This is a genomic window from Flavobacterium sp. CFBP9031 (assembly GCF_034044945.1).
Taxonomy (GTDB): domain Bacteria; phylum Bacteroidota; class Bacteroidia; order Flavobacteriales; family Flavobacteriaceae; genus Flavobacterium.
The window spans coordinates 116,618-133,900 of record NZ_JAXCWF010000002.1; the positions used below are offsets into that span (position 1 = coordinate 116,618).

A 17,283-nucleotide genomic window follows, 5' to 3' on the forward strand; every position below is an offset into this window, starting at 1 on the left:
TAGCACCTCAGTATCTTAGCAACTTTATTTAAATCTTCTTCACATACTGTGTAATAATCACAATCTGCTGTCCATCTACTTTTCCTTCAATGTATTCGGCGTTTTCGTGATCTAAACGGATGTTTCTAACAGCAGTTCCTTGTTTGGCAACCATGCTAGAACCTTTTACCTTAAGATCTTTAATTAAAACCACAGAATCTCCATGTTGTAGTACCACGCCGTTACTGTCACGGTGAACTAATTTATTTTCGTCATCTTCGCCTTCTCCTGTTGCTTTTGCCCATTCTAATATATCTTCATCTAGGTACATCATATCTAGTAATTCTTGTGGCCATCCTGCAGCGCGCATACGGCTTAACATTCTCCAAGCTACAACTTGTACGGGAATATTTTCGTTCCACATACTGTCGTTAAGACATCTCCAGTGATTTAAATCAACGTTGTCTGGATTTTCAATTTGGTCAATACAAGTGTTACAGGCTAATACAGCTTCATCAATTCCGCCTTTTTTGGTTGGCAGGACTTGATAAACTTTTAAATTCTCTTCATTACCGCAAAGTTCACATTTAGATCCGCTTCGTTTGCTTAATTCTCTCTCGATACTCATTGTTTGGGTTTTATTTTAAAAATGCGAAATTACTTATAATTTGCTTCGCTGGCAAGTTTTATGGTTTGTTATTGCTTTATTTCGCAACTCTAACCGCATCTGGAACCAGCATCTCATATTCGCCACCATGGCGCAATACATCGCGCACAATGCTCGAACTGATAAATGAGGTACTTGCAGCTGTCAATAAGAAAACGGTTTCTATTTTAGACAGTTTTCTGTTGGTGTGTGCAATTGCTTTTTCGAATTCGAAATCGGCTGGATTACGTAGGCCTCTTAAGATGAAATTGGCTTTTTCTTTTTTAGCCAAATCAATTGTTAGTCCTTCATAAGTAATTACGGAAACTTTTGGTTCGTCTTTGAAAGTTTCTTCAATAAAGCGTTTTCTTTCTTCTAGTGAAAACATGTATTTTTTTTCGGCATTGACACCAATGGCAATCACAATTTCGTCAAATAGAGGAATTCCTCTTTTGATAATGTCTTCATGTCCTAACGTAATTGGGTCAAATGATCCTGGAAATATGGCTTTTCGCATTTCTTTATGTTTCTAAGGTTGTGGGATGCTATCCCGATAGCTATCGGGACTAAGTTTTATTTGGATGGTGCTGAATCTTAGTTTTTCTTTGTTTTGGAATTTGGAATTTTTCTTTTTTGGAATTTATTTTTAAGTTATTCTAAGGGTATTTATCGCTTCGACCCATTCTTCTTTTTTACATACATCACATTTTGCTGTTCCTTTTTTAACTTCTTGTGTGTGTCCGCAGAAAGAACAAGCATAGATTCCGTCGGTTGGAATAAATTTGTTCTTAGCATTAAACATAGAAGGTAAAATAGGAAGTCCGTATTTTACTTTCTCATCTGGATAAAAGAAGACGCTTATCTCGCCACTGGTTTCTATAAAGGCGTGCTGTACTTGTCCTAAATGCTCAATTGATCTAATGCGCAATTCAGCAAAAAACTCGTCTTGCGCCAGACTTTCTTTTTTGAAAGTAGAGATTGAAAACTTCCCGTCATTAATTAAACATTCGGTTTTACCTTCTATAAACTCTTCAAATTTTTTGCTTTTTCCTGTGAGCCAAGTTACAGAACGATACAAAATAATAATGACCAAAAAGACAATTGCTGCCGGAACAATTCCGACATCTTCATAAAACATAGGATCGCCAGCAGCAGAACCTAATGCAATTATGATTACGGTTTCGAAAATTGATAATTGTTTAACACCTCGTTTACCAGCCAGTTTAAGCGTTAACAGTAAAATGGTGAACATTACTGTCGAACGAAATATTACTTCCAAAAGAAAAACTTCTGGCAATTCGTTAAAAAATAGTCTATTCCATTCGAAGATTTCTTTCATTTTTTTTAAGGTGCTAAGGTTCTAAGTTGCTGAGATTCTAAGTTTTTATTTTGTTGCTGGAATTTTGTATTCAAGTTCTTTCGCTTCTAATGGGTATTTAGCTCGTTTGATTTTTATTATTTCATTATTATCATAAAGTTCAATGATTGCTTTTTTTGAATAAGATACTTTTCGATCTGAATAGTTTTCATTTTTATCTAAATCATCTACTTCGTAAGGCATATAAGCATCAAAATCATTATGTGTTGTAAAAATGCTGTCGGTTGTTATTCTATCTATTTAAAAGATGAATAATAACCGTTTGAAAACTTTAAATTATAAACATCACCTACCTGAGGTTTTTTTATTAAAATTGCTGTTTTGTTATTGTTGTTAATATAAGTATTTATACTATAAATAATGGCTAAAAGCATTATAATGCTTCCAGAAAACATCCAAACTGAACTTTCTAATTTTTGATTTCGTAATTTTTCTTGTGCGTTGGAAGATAAATCATTGTAATCAAATAAAATTTCACAGTTACCACATTGTACATTTACATATTTCCCGACGGGAAAAAGAGGAATCATAGTAATATGAGTATACGTTTTGTATATACTAAAATGCAGTGTGTTTTTAATCTCGCATTTGGGACATTTTTCATTTGAAATTATCCCATTTTTCACATTTGAATCTCGAGTTCCGACTAGAAAGAGCATATTTTATTAAGGTTCAGAGAGGCAAAAAATTAAATTGTTTTATAAAAAACAAAGATGCTAAAATCTTAGAATCTTAGCACCTTAGTATCTTAGCATCTTATTTCAAAGCTAACTCAATCGCATTTGTGAATAAATCTTCCAGAGAAATTCCGGCTGCTTTTGCTTGCTGCGGAATTAAACTTTCTGTTGTTAAACCTGGAATGGTATTCATTTCAAGCATATGAGGCTCGTCATTTACGATAATGAATTCGCTTCTAGAGAAACCTTTCATTTTTAAAACTTCATAGGCACGTTTTGCTGTTTCGCCAACTTTTCTAGTCATTTCGTCAGAGATTCTCGCTGGCGTGATTTCCTGCGATTTCCCTTCGTATTTTGCTTCGTAATCAAAGAAATCATTGTCTGATACAATTTCTGTAATTGGCAATACTTTAATTTCTCCTTGATAGTTAATTACGCCAACAGAAACTTCAGTTCCGTCAAGGAAACTTTCGATAATAATTTCGTTATCTTCTTTATACGCTACTTCAATTGCGATTGGCAATTCAGCTTCGGTTTTCACTTTTGAGATTCCGAAACTTGAACCTGCTTTGTTTGGTTTTACGAAACAAGGAAGCCCAACTTTTTTAACGATTTCTGCTGTGTCGATTTCGTCTCCTTTGTTCAAGTAATAAGAAATAGCTGTTTTGATTCCGTATGGTTTTAAAACCGACAATAAATCTCTTTTATTGAATGTTAGTGCCGATTGGTAATAATCGCAAGAAGATTGTGGCAGACCGATTAATTCGAAATAGGCTTGCATTAATCCGTCTTCGCCTGGAGTTCCGTGAATGGCGTTGAAAACACAGTCAAAAGTAATTTTCTCGCCGTTTACGGTAACTGAAAAATCATTTCTATCGATTGGGAATTCGGCATCATTTTGATCAACATAAACCCATTTTTCTTTAAAAATGTGAATACGGAATCCGTTGTATTTTGTTTTGTCAAGATATTGATACACGACATTCCCGCTGATTAAAGATATTTTGTATTCGCTGGAATAGCCGCCCATGATGATGGCAATGTTTTTCATTGTATATTTTTATTTTTTAATTGTTTCAAGTTTAATGTTTCAAGTTTTTGCCACAATCTAAGCTATAGCTAAAAGACGGAGCGGGTGAACTAATTTTCTTAAACGTTTTTTTATTCGTTTTGATTGTCAGACTGAGCGAAGTCGAAGTCCCGCGTGCTGAATCACTTTGTATGACTTCGACTTCGCTCAGTCTGACAATAAGAAAACGTTCTTATGAAACCGAGTGTCCTAGCCCCGATAGAGCCGGTATCCTTTTTGGCTGCTTTTTCTGCAGACAAAAAGATATAGGCGAAAGCGGGAAACAGCTTCTGAAAATTATCCTTAGTCTTTACTCAGGATGACAATCTCGGGACTTTCTTGTTTTAAACAAAATTATCATTTTTTTTGAAACGAAATACTTTATCTTTGTCGCTATTAAAAATAAATTTATGAGTTTACGTCAGTATTTAACAAGCCGAGTTTTTTTCTTGCAATTGCTTGCGGCCGCAGCTATTATTGCGGTTATTGGTTATTTATTCATGCATTGGTTAACTTTTACAACAGATCACGGTCACGAAATTGCGGTGCCGAATTTGTCTAAACTAACTGAAGAGCAAGTTGAAAATAAATTGGATGAACTGGATTTAGATTATGTTCTTTTGGACAGTGTTGATTACAGAAGTGAATACCCAAAATATAGCGTTGTAGAGCAAGATCCACTGCCTGGAACGATGGTAAAAGTGGGTAGAAAAATTTATATTAAGATTAATGCATCTGGTTTTTCTTCTGTGAAAATTCCAGATTTAATCGAAAAAACATATCGTGAAGCTGTGCCAACGTTGAAAGCGTTAGGTCTTGAGCCAGGAACGATTACGTATATTCCGAATCTTGGAAAAGATATGGTTTTGGAAATGCGTTTAAAAGGAAGAAACTTAAAAGTAGGAGATCGCGTTTTGAAAGCGTCTAAAATCGATTTGGTTTTAGGAGACGGAAAAGCAAGTTATGTAGATGAAAGTCAGGCAACAGATAGTACTGCAGCGCCTGTAGAAACCCCAAGTGATGAACAATAATATTGAAGAAAATTTAGATCTGGAAGACGAATTATTTGAGCACTACAGATTTGAAGTCCCAAAAGGTCAAGCGTTTTTGCGTATTGACAAATATTTAATGTATTTGATTCCGAATGCCACACGAAATAAAATTCAGAATGCGGCAACTAATGGAAACATTTTTGTGAATGAGATTCCAGTAAAATCAAATTACAAAGTAAAACCTTTTGATGTGATTACGGTTATGTTGTCGCATCCTCCGTTTGAAAATCATATTCTTCCTGAAGATATTCCGCTGAATATTGTCTATGAAGACGATGCTCTTTTATTGATTAATAAAGAGCCTGGAATGGTTGTGCACCCTGGTCACGGAAATTACACTGGAACTTTGGTAAATGCTTTGGCGCATCATTTTGATAATTTGCCAATGAACAGCAGCGAGCGTCCAGGTTTGGTTCATAGAATCGACAAGGATACTTCTGGTCTTTTGGTTGTGGCCAAAACAGAAGCTGCAATGACGCATTTAGCAAAACAATTTGAGGCTAAAACTACCGAACGTGAGTATATTGCTCTTGTTTGGGGGAATGTTGTGGCTGAAAGCGGTACAATTGAAGGAAATCTAGCGAGACATTTAAAAGACCGTATGCAAATGGCGGTTTTTGATGATCCAGAGATTGGAAAACCAGCTATTACGCATTATAAAGTTTTGGAGCATTTTGGTTATGTAACTTTAATTTCTTGTAAATTAGAAACAGGTAGAACGCACCAGATTCGTGCGCATATGAAACACATCGGACATCCGTTGTTTAATGATGAGCGTTACGGTGGGCATTTGATTTTGAAAGGAACGACTTTTACAAAATACAAACAGTTTATTGAGAATTGTTTTAAAGCTTTACCACGTCAGGCGCTGCATGCAAAAACGCTTGGATTTGTTCACCCAAATACGGGAGAATTAATGCGTTTTGATACAGAATTGCCTCAGGATTTTCAGGATTGTATTGAGAAATGGCGTGTTTATGTGAAGTCGCATAACACGGAAGAAGAAAATTAATTAGATAATTTGTCAATTTGAAAATTAGATAATTCTTATACTAAATAAAAAAAAGCTCCTTGTGGGAGCTTTTTTGTTTTATCGTAAATTTCATTGTCGTTCCAATATTCTGTAAAGATGCACTGCAGTGCGTCTCTACTTTGTGTTCTAATTGTCACATTGTCTAATTGACAAATTATCTAATTTAATTCTGAATATATTTAATTCTTAAATTGGTTATTTTAACTTCTCCGTTGGTTATGAAACCTAGTTTTCCTTTTTGATTTAGATTGCTTTTTTCGAGCGAACATTCTAAAGTTGTTTTATCGTCTACAGAAAAGAATAATTGGTTGTTTAAAACTTTAATTTTTACAGCATACCACTTGTTGTTTTCTAATTTCATTGTTTTTTTGAATAAGGTTTTTCCACCTCGTTTGCCATATGAATCGTCTTTTTTATCATAGATCCCGTCACCAATTACAATGTTTTGATCAATTTGGTATAAGTAGGTTCTAATGTATTTTCCTTTATCCAAATTGAGCATGATTTCGAATAAAGATGAATTTGTCATGTTGACTTTAAAATCAATTTCATAATTCTTTGGAAGCTGTTTTTTTGAAACCAAGACTCCCCAAGGCGAAAGAGAACCGTTTCCTGTCAGGGTATCATTTTTTAAAATCCATTCTTTAGAATCGATTGTCCAATTTGATTTTAGTTTTTTTGAATCCTGTAAAATGTATTCTTTTTTAGAAGTCGATATCGTGCTTGAACACGAACTTAAAATCAGTAAAAAAATAAATGTAATGCTTATTTGCTTTATCATAATTTGGTGTCGTTCCGGTATTGCGTAGGGGTGTATTGCTGTATGTCTAACGTATTGTGAATATTCGTTGCGGAGACGTACTGCAGTGCGTCTCTACAGATATGCTTTGCGTTCTGTCGATAATTATCTAATTGACCTATTATCTAATTAACTCATTTTAATTTAATTCTGATTGCTATTTTATTTTTCCGGTTGATCCCGTTTCTGATGGAAAAAGTTCGAAAACAGAAGTAGGAGCAAGGCCTTGTTCAATTCGGTGCGAAACGTAGAGTATAGAAACATTGATTTCTTGTTTTATGGTGTTGATAAGCTGAATTACCAAATCTACATTTTCGTCGTCTAAACCTTCTACAGGTTCGTCTAGAATCAATAATGGCGGATGTTTTAAAACGGCGCGAACAATTAACGCCACACGCTGCTGCCCGATAGAAAGATCTATAAAACGCTTTTTGCGCAAATGCGTCATTTCAATCACTTCGAGCCATTGCGTTACAATATTTTTCTGATGTGTTGTAGGTTCTGTATACAATCCGATTTGGTCAAAGAATCCCGATAAGATCATCTGTTCTACCGTATGGCCCTTCTGAAACAGATCCATCATAGAAGTAGTGTAAATCCCGATTTGTTTTTTAATATCCCAAACACTTTCGCCAGTTCCTTTTTTTCTTCCAAACAAAAACAAATTCTGCCCAAACCCTTTCGGGTTATCTCCTGTAATCAAAGATAAAATTGTGCTTTTTCCAGAACCATTTGGACCAATTAACTGCCAGAATTCGCCTTGTTTGATTGTCCAGGAAATGTTGTCGAGAATCTTTCTTTCGTCATAACTTACCGAAACATTTTCAAGCCTTATTAGCTCATCTTCTGGAAAAGTATGAGTTTCTGTTGCTTTAGGAATTGCAGTTGTATTTAATGTTTTGAAATGATTTTCGGCTTTTTTAAATGGATGCAATTCGAATGTGTTATCTTTAATTTGAGCTTTATTGGGCACAAATTCAAGTACATCAACAGTACGATTTAAAAGCTGAATAATTGCAATATCATGGGTTAGATCTTTTAACGAATCGGCTAAAATTACTCTTGAAGCCTGATCCAAATGATCAAAAGGATTATCGAAAATAATGTAATCTGGTTTTTGATTGATGCAGTATTTTAAAAACTCTTTTTTACGTTCGCCAGACGAAAAAGTGCGAAGTTGTCTGTGCGAATCTGGAGAGGCTTCTACGCTGTCATATTGAAATTCTTTTTCGATGAATTTTTCGATAGCAATATCAGAAAACAGTATTCCTTTTTGATTATTAAAAACGGCTAATTCTCCCGTTGCTTCGCCATTTAATATATTGTCTATTAATTTCTTTTTATTTACCTGATTTGATAAAAGTATATCCCAGTGTTGCATTATATTTTTGTAAGTATTATTTATTTTCTTTCAACGCCATTTCGCGATCGTTTCTTGACCACTCGCTCCAAGAACCTGCATATAATTTCGGAATTGGAAGTCCAGCGTAATCCATCGCCAATAACGTATGACAGGCTGTAACGCCAGAGCCGCAATGGACAATTGTATTTTCTGGTTTTATATCTTTAAGAACAGCTTTGTATTTTTCTGCCAATTCTTCGGCAGATTTAAACAATCCGTTTTCGTCTAAATTCCCAGTTAAAGGAACGTTGATAGCTCCAGGAATATGTCCAGCAATTAAATCCAGAGGTTCTATTAAACCATCATAACGGTTTTTGTCACGAACATCGATTACGATATTTTGATCGTTTTTACGAGCTTTTTCGACCTCGTCAATATCGGCTAAAAGTAATTTCCATTCTTGAGAAGGATAGGCTATTTTTTCAAAAGTCTCATTTCCAGAATTGGTTGGAAAATCAGCTTGAATCGCAGCTTGATAACCGCCATTTAAAACCTGAATCTTTTCATGTCCAATGGCACACATCATCCACCAGAAACGTGCAGCGAAATTAGAGCCATTTTTATCATCGTAAACGACAACATGATCGGAAGGTGAAATTCCTAATGCAGAAAGTGTTTTTGCAAATTGTTCAGGAGAAGGCAAGGGGTGTCTTCCGCCATTTGCAGGATTTTCTGGAATTGCTGCCAAATCACGATTTAAATCGACAAAACGAGCACCTTTTAAATGCTCTTTTTGATAATTTTCAAAAGTATTTGCGCCAGGCCGAGCATCAATTAAGATAATTGAATCTTGAATCTTTAATAATTCTTCAATGTTTATAATAGGTGAAAATGTAGTAGACATGTTGAAATTGTTTTCATGATTTATTTTCAGTTGATTAGTCAGCAAATGCCTGACTGTAAAAAATTAGAAAAGTATTAGTTGTTTTATTATACTTCAGACAATCCCAATTATTGTAAACAGGGCTTGTCGAAATACAAAGTGTGTTTTCGAAGTTTTTTTTGGAAGCTTTCTTTGAAAAACATCCATCTTTCAATGCAAAATTTTCGTCTTTTGATATATCAGTAATCTTAACTGGTGGTGACTCTAAATAGTATTCGGGATTTATTCTAATAGCGTCTTCATTTGTAATTAAATGCTCGACAGCAAATTGATAATCTAGCGTTCCAAAAGAATAACTGCCGCAATCGGCATTTTCTAAGCCATTTTCAACTTTTATATCTTTATAAAGCTCTGCATATGTATTTGTTGTGGCATTAAACAATAAAATTTTGGTTCTATTATTTTTTGCATCATAAACTATAAAAATATAATCTTCACTGTTATTTTGAAATATACTGCCTTTTGCAAAAGAAAGCAGTTCGTAATCTGCGTTTGTTTTGAAAAATTGATGCTGTTTTTCATCTAGTTTTGCTGTGAACTTAGCACTAATATTTGAGAAGAGCTTTTCGTTAGAAAGTTGTTTTAAGCTTTCTCGAGTGTCTAAAATTCTGTCTGTAAATTGAGGATCATCATAAACCGAGATTTCATAATGAGCTGTCTTTGCAGTATTCTCAGTTTTATTTGCTTTACTGCTTTCTTGTACAATTTCTTTTTTAGGATTATTTTTCTCTTGCTGTTTGGAATTACAGGAAAATAAAGCTAGTGTAATAAGAACGAAAGCAATTTGGTTTTTCATAAAAGAATAATGTTTTTGGGTATTATAAATGGTTTAATTTTGGTTGTTTGTACAATTTATTTTTTCTTTGAATTTCCAAGCCAAAGCAAGGCATTTAAAATTAATTGACTTTGTGTTTTGTTTTCAAAAGTATATGATAATGTTTTGTTTGTTCCGCCTTCATAATCAATATCATTATGTCCCATATTTACGTACAGCATTTTGTATTTTTTGTTTGTCCAAACCACAGGATAGTAACCGCTATGCCAGATTTCGTGGGCTTTTGGACCAGTTCCGAGTGGAAAACTAGATTCGTCAATAGCTACTAAAATTTCGATATCTGGATTTTTGGTTAAATCATTCGACCATCTGTACCATTCATTTGGAGCAGAAGAGAAGGTTTTAGGCAAATTTTTGGTTACAGGGTGCTCATTTTCTACTCTTAAAACTGCCGAAGTTGGTTTCCAAGTATTGCTTCCATATTCGCCAGCACCTAAAAAGGTGTTGTGATACCAGTTCCAATCTTGATTGTAGCTAGAATCATTTAAAGCGAATGCAGAGAAATGAAATCCAATAAAACCGCCGCCATTTTCCATATACTTTTGAAAAGCTTCTCGCTGTTCTTTTTTCTCAGGTCTTGTATCTAAAAATAAAACAACCTGATATTTCGCTAAAAACTTAGCATTCAAATTATCCCAATTGCTTGTAGAATCGTATTTAAAATGATTTTCTGCAGCTAATTTTGGAAAGTATTTATTGGCTTCGTGCACAAAACTAATATGCGCCTGATCGTTTTTTGCCGTATAAAAAGCAATGACTTTAAATTTTGAATGTTCTTTTTTGTTTTGAGAAAAGCCAAAGAAAGAAACTATTAAAGCTAAAAGTAAAATGCTTTTTTTGAAGATGGTTTGGTGGTTTTGGTTGAAAATAGTCATGAATATTGAAGCAATTAAACAGGAATTTTTTCGATTAAAATTTCATGTTCCGATTTATCAAAATAAGTGCAAGTCATTTCAATAATATCAACACGCCATTTTGCAATTCCAGCTTGTGCGCAATGATTGCAGAAAGTCATATAATCGGTTTCGCCATGCTGATGTTTTACCAAATTTTCTATAAAAAGTTCTTTGTTTGGAGAATCAGCAACTTTAATTTCTGGATATTTTTCTTCGGCTGCTGCGGTATAATTATTTAATCCGTAGTAAACAGTGCTTCCGTCGTGAACGTAAGTATCATATCCTTTTACGCCTAAAATGATTAAATCCTGGATATAATTTGGAAAATCTGCACCACTTTTTACTTTTCCATGCGCTTCTTTTATTTGTTCGATTGTAAACATATTTTTAATTTTAGATTGTTGATTTTAGATTTTAGATTTTGCCACGACCCGAGCGATAGCGAACAGGCGAAGCAATTACACGTATTGGCACTAATTTTATTTTAATTAAAAGAAAAATTAATTCATAGCTGATAAATTATTTCAAAAATACGATTAATGATTTTATAAACGAATCAAAAGATTCGATATGTGGCAAATGCCCTGTATTTGGAATTTCTACGAGTTTTGCATTTGGAATTTCTTTCTGTGTTTTTTTACCCAACTCAGCATAATTTCCCATTGTTTTTCGCACTTCTTCAGAAACCAGTGGTTTTCCTAAAGCAGTTTTATCTCTCGTTCCTATAATTAATAGCGTTGGACATTTAATATTTTTAAATTCGTACAAAACAGGTTGCGTAAAAATCATATCGTATAACAGAGCAGAATTCCAAGCAACTCGATCATAGTCTGGTGCCGTTGTCCATCCTGCACCCAGTTCTGCCCATTTTTGATAATCTGCATTCCACTTTCCATCGTAATAATTTGCCATTTGGTATTGTTTGATGCCTTCGTAATTCTGTTTTAATTCCGATTCGTACCACCAATCAACAGGCTTGTACGGAACAACTAATTTCCAGTCTTCCAAACCAATCGGATTTTCTAAAACTAATTTTTCTGTTGTTTCAGGATACATCAATGCAAAACGAGTTGCCAGCATTCCGCCCATAGAATGTCCTAAAATGGTCGTTTTTTGAATTCCCAAATGATCTAAAAGCTTCTTGGTGTTTTCGGCTAACTGCTGAAAAGTGTATTGAAAATGGTCTGGTTTTGTCGATTTCCCAAATCCAATCTGGTCGGGAACAATTACACGATAACCTTCTTTTGTCAAGGCTTTAATAGTAGTTTCCCAATAAGCGCCATTGAAATTTTTTCCGTGAAGTAACACAATATTTTTTTGATTGTAGTTTTCTGGAATGATATCCATGTAGCTCATTTTCATGTATTGGCGCTGACTGCTCAATTCGATAAATTGAACAGGGAATGGATATTCATAATTACTTAAATTAATATCCAGTGCTTTTATATTTCCTTGCTGGCCAAAACTTAAGAAAGGAATTAGTATAAAGAGTAGTTTGAGTATTTTCATTTTAATGGCATTTGTTATTAAGACTTATAAAATTAAACCGAACCATTTTTAAAACAAAGTATAATATCTTAAAGTTATCAGAAAAAAAGCTTTCAAAATATTTTCAATGTTTTTAGTGTTAATAATCGATGATTTATTGAGTTTTTATCGATTAAATGAAGCTGATTATGAAAATAATGTATTTTGACGAGTAATGTAGCACTTCAAAGAACTTCTTTTATTAACAGGAAAAATGTATGTAATTTAGTATCAGAATGTTGTAAGCCTTAAAAAAATAGTATTATGAAAAAGACACTACTTTTGCTCCTGCTCACTGTCCCCACATTTGCCCAAGAACTCAATACTTTTGATTTCGCCGTTATAAACTCAACCTTAATTTCTCCCAATATAGATCTCGATAAAGGCCGGAGTGTCGTCGCGGCAAATCAAGATCAATATTCAGCTTATTTTCAGTATGCTCTTACCATGTGTGAAGACGATATCATTTTTGGTGCTGGAATTGACAAATCCGAAATCGATCGCACTTATGTGGGTTACATAGGGAAAATTTGCGAAAAATTTAGAGCTACAATTGGTATCGGTTATGTAGATTCTAGAAGCGGTTATGAGGGAACTTTTACAGGTTTCAGTATCTCATGGCATTTTTCTGAAAACACCTATATTGGCGGAAATCTTGAAAATTTGCATTCGTCAATTATTGATTATGAAACTGACGAAAGTTTTGATTATTACAAAAAACTGGTTCCCAAAGTTTTTGGGAGTTATGAAATTATCCCGCATGTAATTGCTTTTGGGCAGTTGAGTTCGAGGGTAAATGATATTGCTTTAAAATATCAGGTTCGCCGATTTTCTGCTGGTGGATTTTATTCTGGACATTCAGTTGGCGGAATTTTCGGAACTGTTAATGTCGGAAGATTTGCCTTTTCATGCAGTACTACTTTTGAAAAAGTAAACTTTGGATTAAAGTTTGAATAACGAAATTAAAAATACAGTTTGGTTAAGAGAAAAATCCCAAAAACAATATTTAAAATTGTTTTTGGGATTTTTTATAAGATTACAATTTGCTGGTTTATAGTCCAACAAAATCATCACTTTTCGGGAAAATACTCAAAGCCTGAATCGCGATTTCTGGCGTTGGAGAAGCTAGTTTTCTCAGTTTTGTGTCCATCCACGCACCATCAACCGTGATTGTTGCGCAAAGTGTATCGTCTTCTCTTCTAAATTCGTGAATGATTGACCAACGAGAAGCATCGGCTTTCATTTTTGAAGTTTTAGTATGAATAAATATTTTGTCTGAAAGTTTTAACTCTTTTCTGAAAACACATTCTTCTCTAAACAAAACAGGACCAAAACCTTGCGTTTGCATTACTTTTAATGTTAAACCCAATTCTTCTAAAATTTCGATACGATGTTGTGCACCAAAATCATAATAAGCGCTGTGACGAACGTGAAAATTAGGATCAAGATCTGACCAACGGAAAGATATTTCTTTTGTAAATGAAGCCATTTTTAATATTGTATTTTATTGAAAAACCGAAATTACAAATAAAAAACAAACGAATAGCACAAAATTACTATGCATGCATAATTTTTTTTCATTTTCACTTTATAAATAGCGGTCCAATAATCTATTTTGAAAGCAGTTTTTTAATTTCGCTTGCTATCTTATCTAGGTTTCCTTCCGCATTTCCTACTGCCACATATTGTATAATTCCGTTTTGATCGATTAAGAAGTTTTTCGGAATTGCATTTGTAGCATATTGATTCCATATTATATTATTTGGATCAATGCCGAAATTAAAATTAAGACCATCATTTTTTAACTTCACTACTTTTTTAGCCACTGCAGTTTCTTTTTCTCCGCTTGAGATTGCTAAAAAGACAAAATTATCATTTTTAAAAGGTTCGAGAATTTTTGATGGAATATCGTAAAACTCTTGTAAGCAAGGTGCACACCAGGTTGCCCAGAAATTAACCAGTACCACTTTTCCTTTTAAGTCAGAAAGTTTTACCTCTTTGCCGTCGACAAGTTTTAAGGTAAAGTCTTTGGCTTTGTCGTTTACATTTAAGAGAAATTGTTTTTGTTCGACTTGAGGTTTTGGATCTAAGGCAGTGTCTTTAGTCTTTTTATCGTTTTCGATTTTTTCTTGTTCGGTAAAAACTTCTACGACCACTATAAATTCTCTGTCGCCAATTTTATCGCCAAATTTTTTTGCTAGTTCATTTCGCTTTTCTTCACTAACGCCTTTATTCATTGATTTGACATAACCCTCATTGCCATATTTCATAACTTGATCCATTGTGGCAATTTCGTTGTTGATAATAATAACGGTTTCAGGTTTTTTTGCGACTTGGTTTTGCGCATAAAAGGATTGAGCAATTAGAAAAATTGCTAGAAGGATAATTTTTTTCATGTGATTGATTTTTGATTGTTTAATGATTGATGATAAGGTAAAAATACGGAATTAAGTTTTCATAATTACATTTTAGATAATTCAACTTCCAGTTTGTCAAAGTTTTCTTCGTTTTTATCGACAACATAAGGCTTTAATTTCTGGCATTCTGCTTCAGTTTCAAAAAGCATTTTAAAAATTACTTTGGTTTGATTTTCGGCAATAGTTTCAAAAGTGGTTAAGATTTGAAAAAGTGGTTTCGAATGGCGTTTCCAAGCAATAAGATTGGGTTTGTCTATTTTGATGAATTCGCATTCATTGGCATAATTTCCAACTTCTGGGCCATGCATAATGAAGCTCCATTTTCCGCCTTCGCAAAAGTTAAACTCATGAAAAGTATTGGTGAAACCTTTTGGTCCCCACCAATTTTGTAAATGTTCTGGATCGCTCCACGCTTTAAAAACAAGTTCTTGCGGGAAATTCAGGATACGTGTGGTTACAATTTCTGAATCTGATGTTGTAGTAAGAATATCTGAAGTCATTTTCTTGATAGTTTTTAAATGAAACAAAAATGCACAGTTATAAAATTACGTTATTTTTTAGATGCTTTCAAGATTATCCCATTCGTATTCAATTTTATTGATTTTCATATAATAAGGAATAAGGAGTAGAATTTCTAATCTAAAAGAAAAATGGTCTTTTCCTGCACTAAAAGGAAGTATAAACAAAGAAGCAACACATATTGCAATACCCACAAGTGCATCTATTTTGGCAATCATAATGGCATTAGGTTTTTCGAACCAGAGGGAAAATGCTGCAAATGCTTTTAAAAGCATAATAGAAATTATAAAAATTCCAGTTCCAGAATAAGCGGTGTCGGTTGAAAACCCGTAAAGTGATAAATTTACATTCGGAACAAAAAGATTTATAATTAGAGAACCTATTGCACAAACTCCCATGAGCATAAAAATCCAACAGAAAACTTTTATCCACCAAGGAAGAAGTTTACGTCTTATTACTTCCGGTTTTTCAAATTCGTCGAAGTGGCCTTTTAGTTCATGTTCCATAGTTTTTGGTTTAAATTGGGTTAGTTAGTGTAGTTATAAATTTATTGGTTTAGCTGTTTTTTTTCTTCAATTTCATTTATTTTTTTGACAATCCACGGCAGTGTTAATCCTTGCCCGATTAATGTCAATAATACAACTGCAACAGAGATAAATATAATAGCATTTCTGAGCGGAAAAGGAGTTCCGTCTTCTAGAAATTTGGGAAGTCCAATGGCAATGGCCAGTGATACTATGCCTCGCATTCCAGACCAGCTTATAATTAAGCTGTTTCCAAAATCGAGAAGAGCATTTTCGCTTACTTTTCTTTTTCCGTTTTTATTCTTCTGAAAGGCTTTTTGCAGGTTTTTCTTTTGAAAAAACACTCTTGTCATTCTAGTTAATAATGCAACGATTGTAATTATTATGGCATAGCCAATATAGGGTAAAATCATTCCGTCGTCGATGTCTTTTAATATATATCGAAAATTGAGTCCGATTAAGATGAAAATCAATCCATTGAGTAAGAAGATAATAACATCCCAAAGACTTTTAGAACTGTTTTTTAAGCGCTCAGGAAAAACTTTATTGCTTAAACGCGCCATTGCCAAACCTAGAATAACAACTGCAATTACTCCAGAAACATTTAGGTGCTCTGCGACAAGATAGGTTACAAATGGCATTAAAAGCATAAAACTTACAACGACATTAATGTTATTTCTAACCGTCCTTAGTATGATTCCTAATATTTTGCCCATTATCGCACCAACCAAAAAACCTCCTCCCAATAAGAAAACAAATTGAAAAGCGGCTTTCCAGATTATAAAAGTAGCACCCATAACAGCAGCAACTGCAAAACGATAAGCAACAAGAGCAGAGGCATCATTTATAAGACTTTCACCTTCTAATATTGTAAGTGTTTTTTCGGGTAAACCAAGACCTTTTGTAATGTTTATTGCTGCAACGGCGTCTGTCGCAGAGAGAATGGCGCCTAGTACAAAAGCCAAAGGCCATGTCATGCCTGGAATCATATAGTGAGAAACAACTGCAATCCAAAAAGTAGTAAGAAATACAAGTGGAATTGCTAATGTACTAATAGTGCTAAGATTTGTTTTAAAATGTTTGGGTGAGATATTAAAAGAAGCATCATATAACAATGGCGGAAGAAAAATCAGGAAAATAATTTCTGGATTGATTTCTATCTCCTGCATGGTAGGGATAAATCCGATGGCCACTCCCACAATTACAAGCAGAATCGGGTAGGGAAGTTTGGCTTTGTCTGCAAAAGCTGATAGTCCTATTACGATTGCAAGTATAAAGATGATAATGCTGTAATTTTCCATTCTTTTAATTTTGAGAAATGCTAATGTAATTAATTTCGACTTAGTGAAAGTATCCTAAATTTTATAAAAATAAGTTCTTATGAAAACCGATGCCCTAGCCCCGATAGAAGCGGCATCCTTTTGTGCCGGGGTTCGGCATAAAAGATAGAGCGGATAGCGGGAAACAGCTTCATAATAGCTTCATAATGACATGAAAAAAATATGTCGTGCCACGAATGTCAGGTTTTAAAAATGTCATGTTGTCAGATGATTTTTAGGGCACTGACGCTAAAACTGACAATTTTATTTAGTTTTTTATATTGGCACAAAGATTGACTTATGCCACCTGAGTTATAAAATTAAATCA

Annotated in this window: 21 protein-coding genes; 3 read left to right on the forward strand and 18 right to left on the reverse strand. The window is 33.9% G+C overall.

Features of this window, described 5'->3' with window-relative positions; genetic code table 11:
- Positions 1-28 precede the first annotated feature (28 nt).
- From SOM12_RS04080 to SOM12_RS04105, 6 genes are all read right to left on the reverse strand, one after another.
- On the reverse strand, positions 29-607 hold the full coding sequence (locus tag SOM12_RS04080; RefSeq protein WP_095927829.1) for a PhnA domain-containing protein: 579 nt from the start codon (positions 605-607) through the stop codon (positions 29-31).
- A gap of 76 nt (positions 608-683) precedes the next feature.
- Entirely contained in the window at positions 684-1,142 is a 459-nt protein-coding gene (coaD, locus tag SOM12_RS04085) for a pantetheine-phosphate adenylyltransferase (protein ID WP_250835616.1), read from the reverse strand.
- 129 nt (positions 1,143-1,271) lie between these two features.
- Positions 1,272-1,964, reverse strand: a complete 693-nt coding sequence (locus SOM12_RS04090; protein ID WP_320492478.1) for a DUF421 domain-containing protein — start codon at positions 1,962-1,964, stop codon at positions 1,272-1,274.
- 45 nt (positions 1,965-2,009) lie between these two features.
- Complete coding sequence (locus SOM12_RS04095; protein WP_320492479.1) at positions 2,010-2,186, reverse strand: hypothetical protein; 177 nt, start codon at positions 2,184-2,186, stop codon at positions 2,010-2,012.
- 53 nt (positions 2,187-2,239) lie between these two features.
- Positions 2,240-2,662, reverse strand: a complete 423-nt coding sequence (locus SOM12_RS04100; RefSeq protein ID WP_320492480.1) for a zinc-ribbon domain-containing protein — start codon at positions 2,660-2,662, stop codon at positions 2,240-2,242.
- 97 nt (positions 2,663-2,759) lie between these two features.
- A complete protein-coding gene (locus tag SOM12_RS04105) occupies positions 2,760-3,731 on the reverse strand; it encodes a D-alanine--D-alanine ligase (RefSeq protein ID WP_320492481.1) in 972 nt (323 codons plus the stop codon).
- A 428-nt stretch (positions 3,732-4,159) separates the two neighbouring features.
- On the opposite strand from SOM12_RS04105, the gene SOM12_RS04110 reads away from it, so the two are divergent.
- The gene (locus tag SOM12_RS04110; protein ID WP_095927824.1) at positions 4,160-4,780 is read left to right on the forward strand and encodes a PASTA domain-containing protein; all 621 of its coding nucleotides are present in this window, start codon (positions 4,160-4,162) and stop codon (positions 4,778-4,780) included.
- On the forward strand, positions 4,770-5,813 hold the full coding sequence (locus tag SOM12_RS04115; RefSeq protein ID WP_320492482.1) for an RluA family pseudouridine synthase: 1,044 nt from the start codon (positions 4,770-4,772) through the stop codon (positions 5,811-5,813). Before SOM12_RS04110 ends, SOM12_RS04115 begins: the two co-directional genes overlap by 11 nt.
- A gap of 184 nt (positions 5,814-5,997) precedes the next feature.
- Here the strand turns inward: SOM12_RS04115 and SOM12_RS04120 are convergent, their stop codons facing one another.
- From SOM12_RS04120 to SOM12_RS04150, 7 genes are all read right to left on the reverse strand, one after another.
- Positions 5,998-6,615: a family 16 glycoside hydrolase gene (locus SOM12_RS04120; protein WP_320492483.1), complete on the reverse strand. Its 618-nt coding sequence runs from the start codon at positions 6,613-6,615 to the stop codon at positions 5,998-6,000.
- A 175-nt stretch (positions 6,616-6,790) separates the two neighbouring features.
- Positions 6,791-8,014, reverse strand: coding sequence for an ATP-binding cassette domain-containing protein (locus SOM12_RS04125; protein ID WP_320492484.1), 1,224 nt, complete (start codon positions 8,012-8,014; stop codon positions 6,791-6,793).
- Between the two features lie 16 nt (positions 8,015-8,030).
- Complete coding sequence (locus tag SOM12_RS04130; RefSeq protein ID WP_320492485.1) at positions 8,031-8,879, reverse strand: sulfurtransferase; 849 nt, start codon at positions 8,877-8,879, stop codon at positions 8,031-8,033.
- A gap of 34 nt (positions 8,880-8,913) precedes the next feature.
- Entirely contained in the window at positions 8,914-9,714 is an 801-nt protein-coding gene (locus SOM12_RS04135; RefSeq protein WP_320492486.1) for a hypothetical protein, read from the reverse strand.
- A 56-nt stretch (positions 9,715-9,770) separates the two neighbouring features.
- The gene (locus SOM12_RS04140) at positions 9,771-10,628 is read right to left on the reverse strand and encodes a ThuA domain-containing protein (protein WP_095927818.1); all 858 of its coding nucleotides are present in this window, start codon (positions 10,626-10,628) and stop codon (positions 9,771-9,773) included.
- Between the two features lie 14 nt (positions 10,629-10,642).
- The gene (locus tag SOM12_RS04145) at positions 10,643-11,032 is read right to left on the reverse strand and encodes a DUF1398 domain-containing protein (protein WP_095927817.1); all 390 of its coding nucleotides are present in this window, start codon (positions 11,030-11,032) and stop codon (positions 10,643-10,645) included.
- A 136-nt stretch (positions 11,033-11,168) separates the two neighbouring features.
- Positions 11,169-12,158 carry an alpha/beta fold hydrolase gene (locus SOM12_RS04150; protein ID WP_172426834.1) on the reverse strand — a complete coding sequence of 330 codons (990 nt, stop codon included), beginning with the start codon at positions 12,156-12,158 and terminating at the stop codon, positions 11,169-11,171.
- A 282-nt stretch (positions 12,159-12,440) separates the two neighbouring features.
- On the opposite strand from SOM12_RS04150, the gene SOM12_RS04155 reads away from it, so the two are divergent.
- Positions 12,441-13,133 carry a hypothetical protein gene (locus tag SOM12_RS04155; RefSeq protein ID WP_250835625.1) on the forward strand — a complete coding sequence of 231 codons (693 nt, stop codon included), beginning with the start codon at positions 12,441-12,443 and terminating at the stop codon, positions 13,131-13,133.
- Positions 13,134-13,227: 94 nt separating this feature from the next.
- On the opposite strand, the gene SOM12_RS04160 is transcribed toward SOM12_RS04155, so the two are convergent.
- The 5 genes from SOM12_RS04160 to SOM12_RS04180 all read right to left on the reverse strand — a co-directional run bounded on the left by SOM12_RS04160 (position 13,228) and on the right by SOM12_RS04180 (position 16,937).
- Positions 13,228-13,665, reverse strand: coding sequence for an acyl-CoA thioesterase (locus SOM12_RS04160; protein ID WP_057122622.1), 438 nt, complete (start codon positions 13,663-13,665; stop codon positions 13,228-13,230).
- A gap of 121 nt (positions 13,666-13,786) precedes the next feature.
- Complete coding sequence (locus tag SOM12_RS04165; RefSeq protein ID WP_320492487.1) at positions 13,787-14,572, reverse strand: TlpA disulfide reductase family protein; 786 nt, start codon at positions 14,570-14,572, stop codon at positions 13,787-13,789.
- Between the two features lie 65 nt (positions 14,573-14,637).
- Positions 14,638-15,093 (reverse strand): SRPBCC family protein, encoded by a 456-nt coding sequence (locus SOM12_RS04170; RefSeq protein ID WP_095927813.1) that lies wholly within the window; start codon positions 15,091-15,093, stop codon positions 14,638-14,640.
- A gap of 57 nt (positions 15,094-15,150) precedes the next feature.
- The gene (locus SOM12_RS04175; RefSeq protein WP_095927812.1) at positions 15,151-15,618 is read right to left on the reverse strand and encodes a hypothetical protein; all 468 of its coding nucleotides are present in this window, start codon (positions 15,616-15,618) and stop codon (positions 15,151-15,153) included.
- A gap of 41 nt (positions 15,619-15,659) precedes the next feature.
- Positions 15,660-16,937 carry a Na+/H+ antiporter gene (locus tag SOM12_RS04180; RefSeq protein ID WP_095927811.1) on the reverse strand — a complete coding sequence of 426 codons (1,278 nt, stop codon included), beginning with the start codon at positions 16,935-16,937 and terminating at the stop codon, positions 15,660-15,662.
- Between the last annotated feature and the right edge of the window lie 346 nt (positions 16,938-17,283).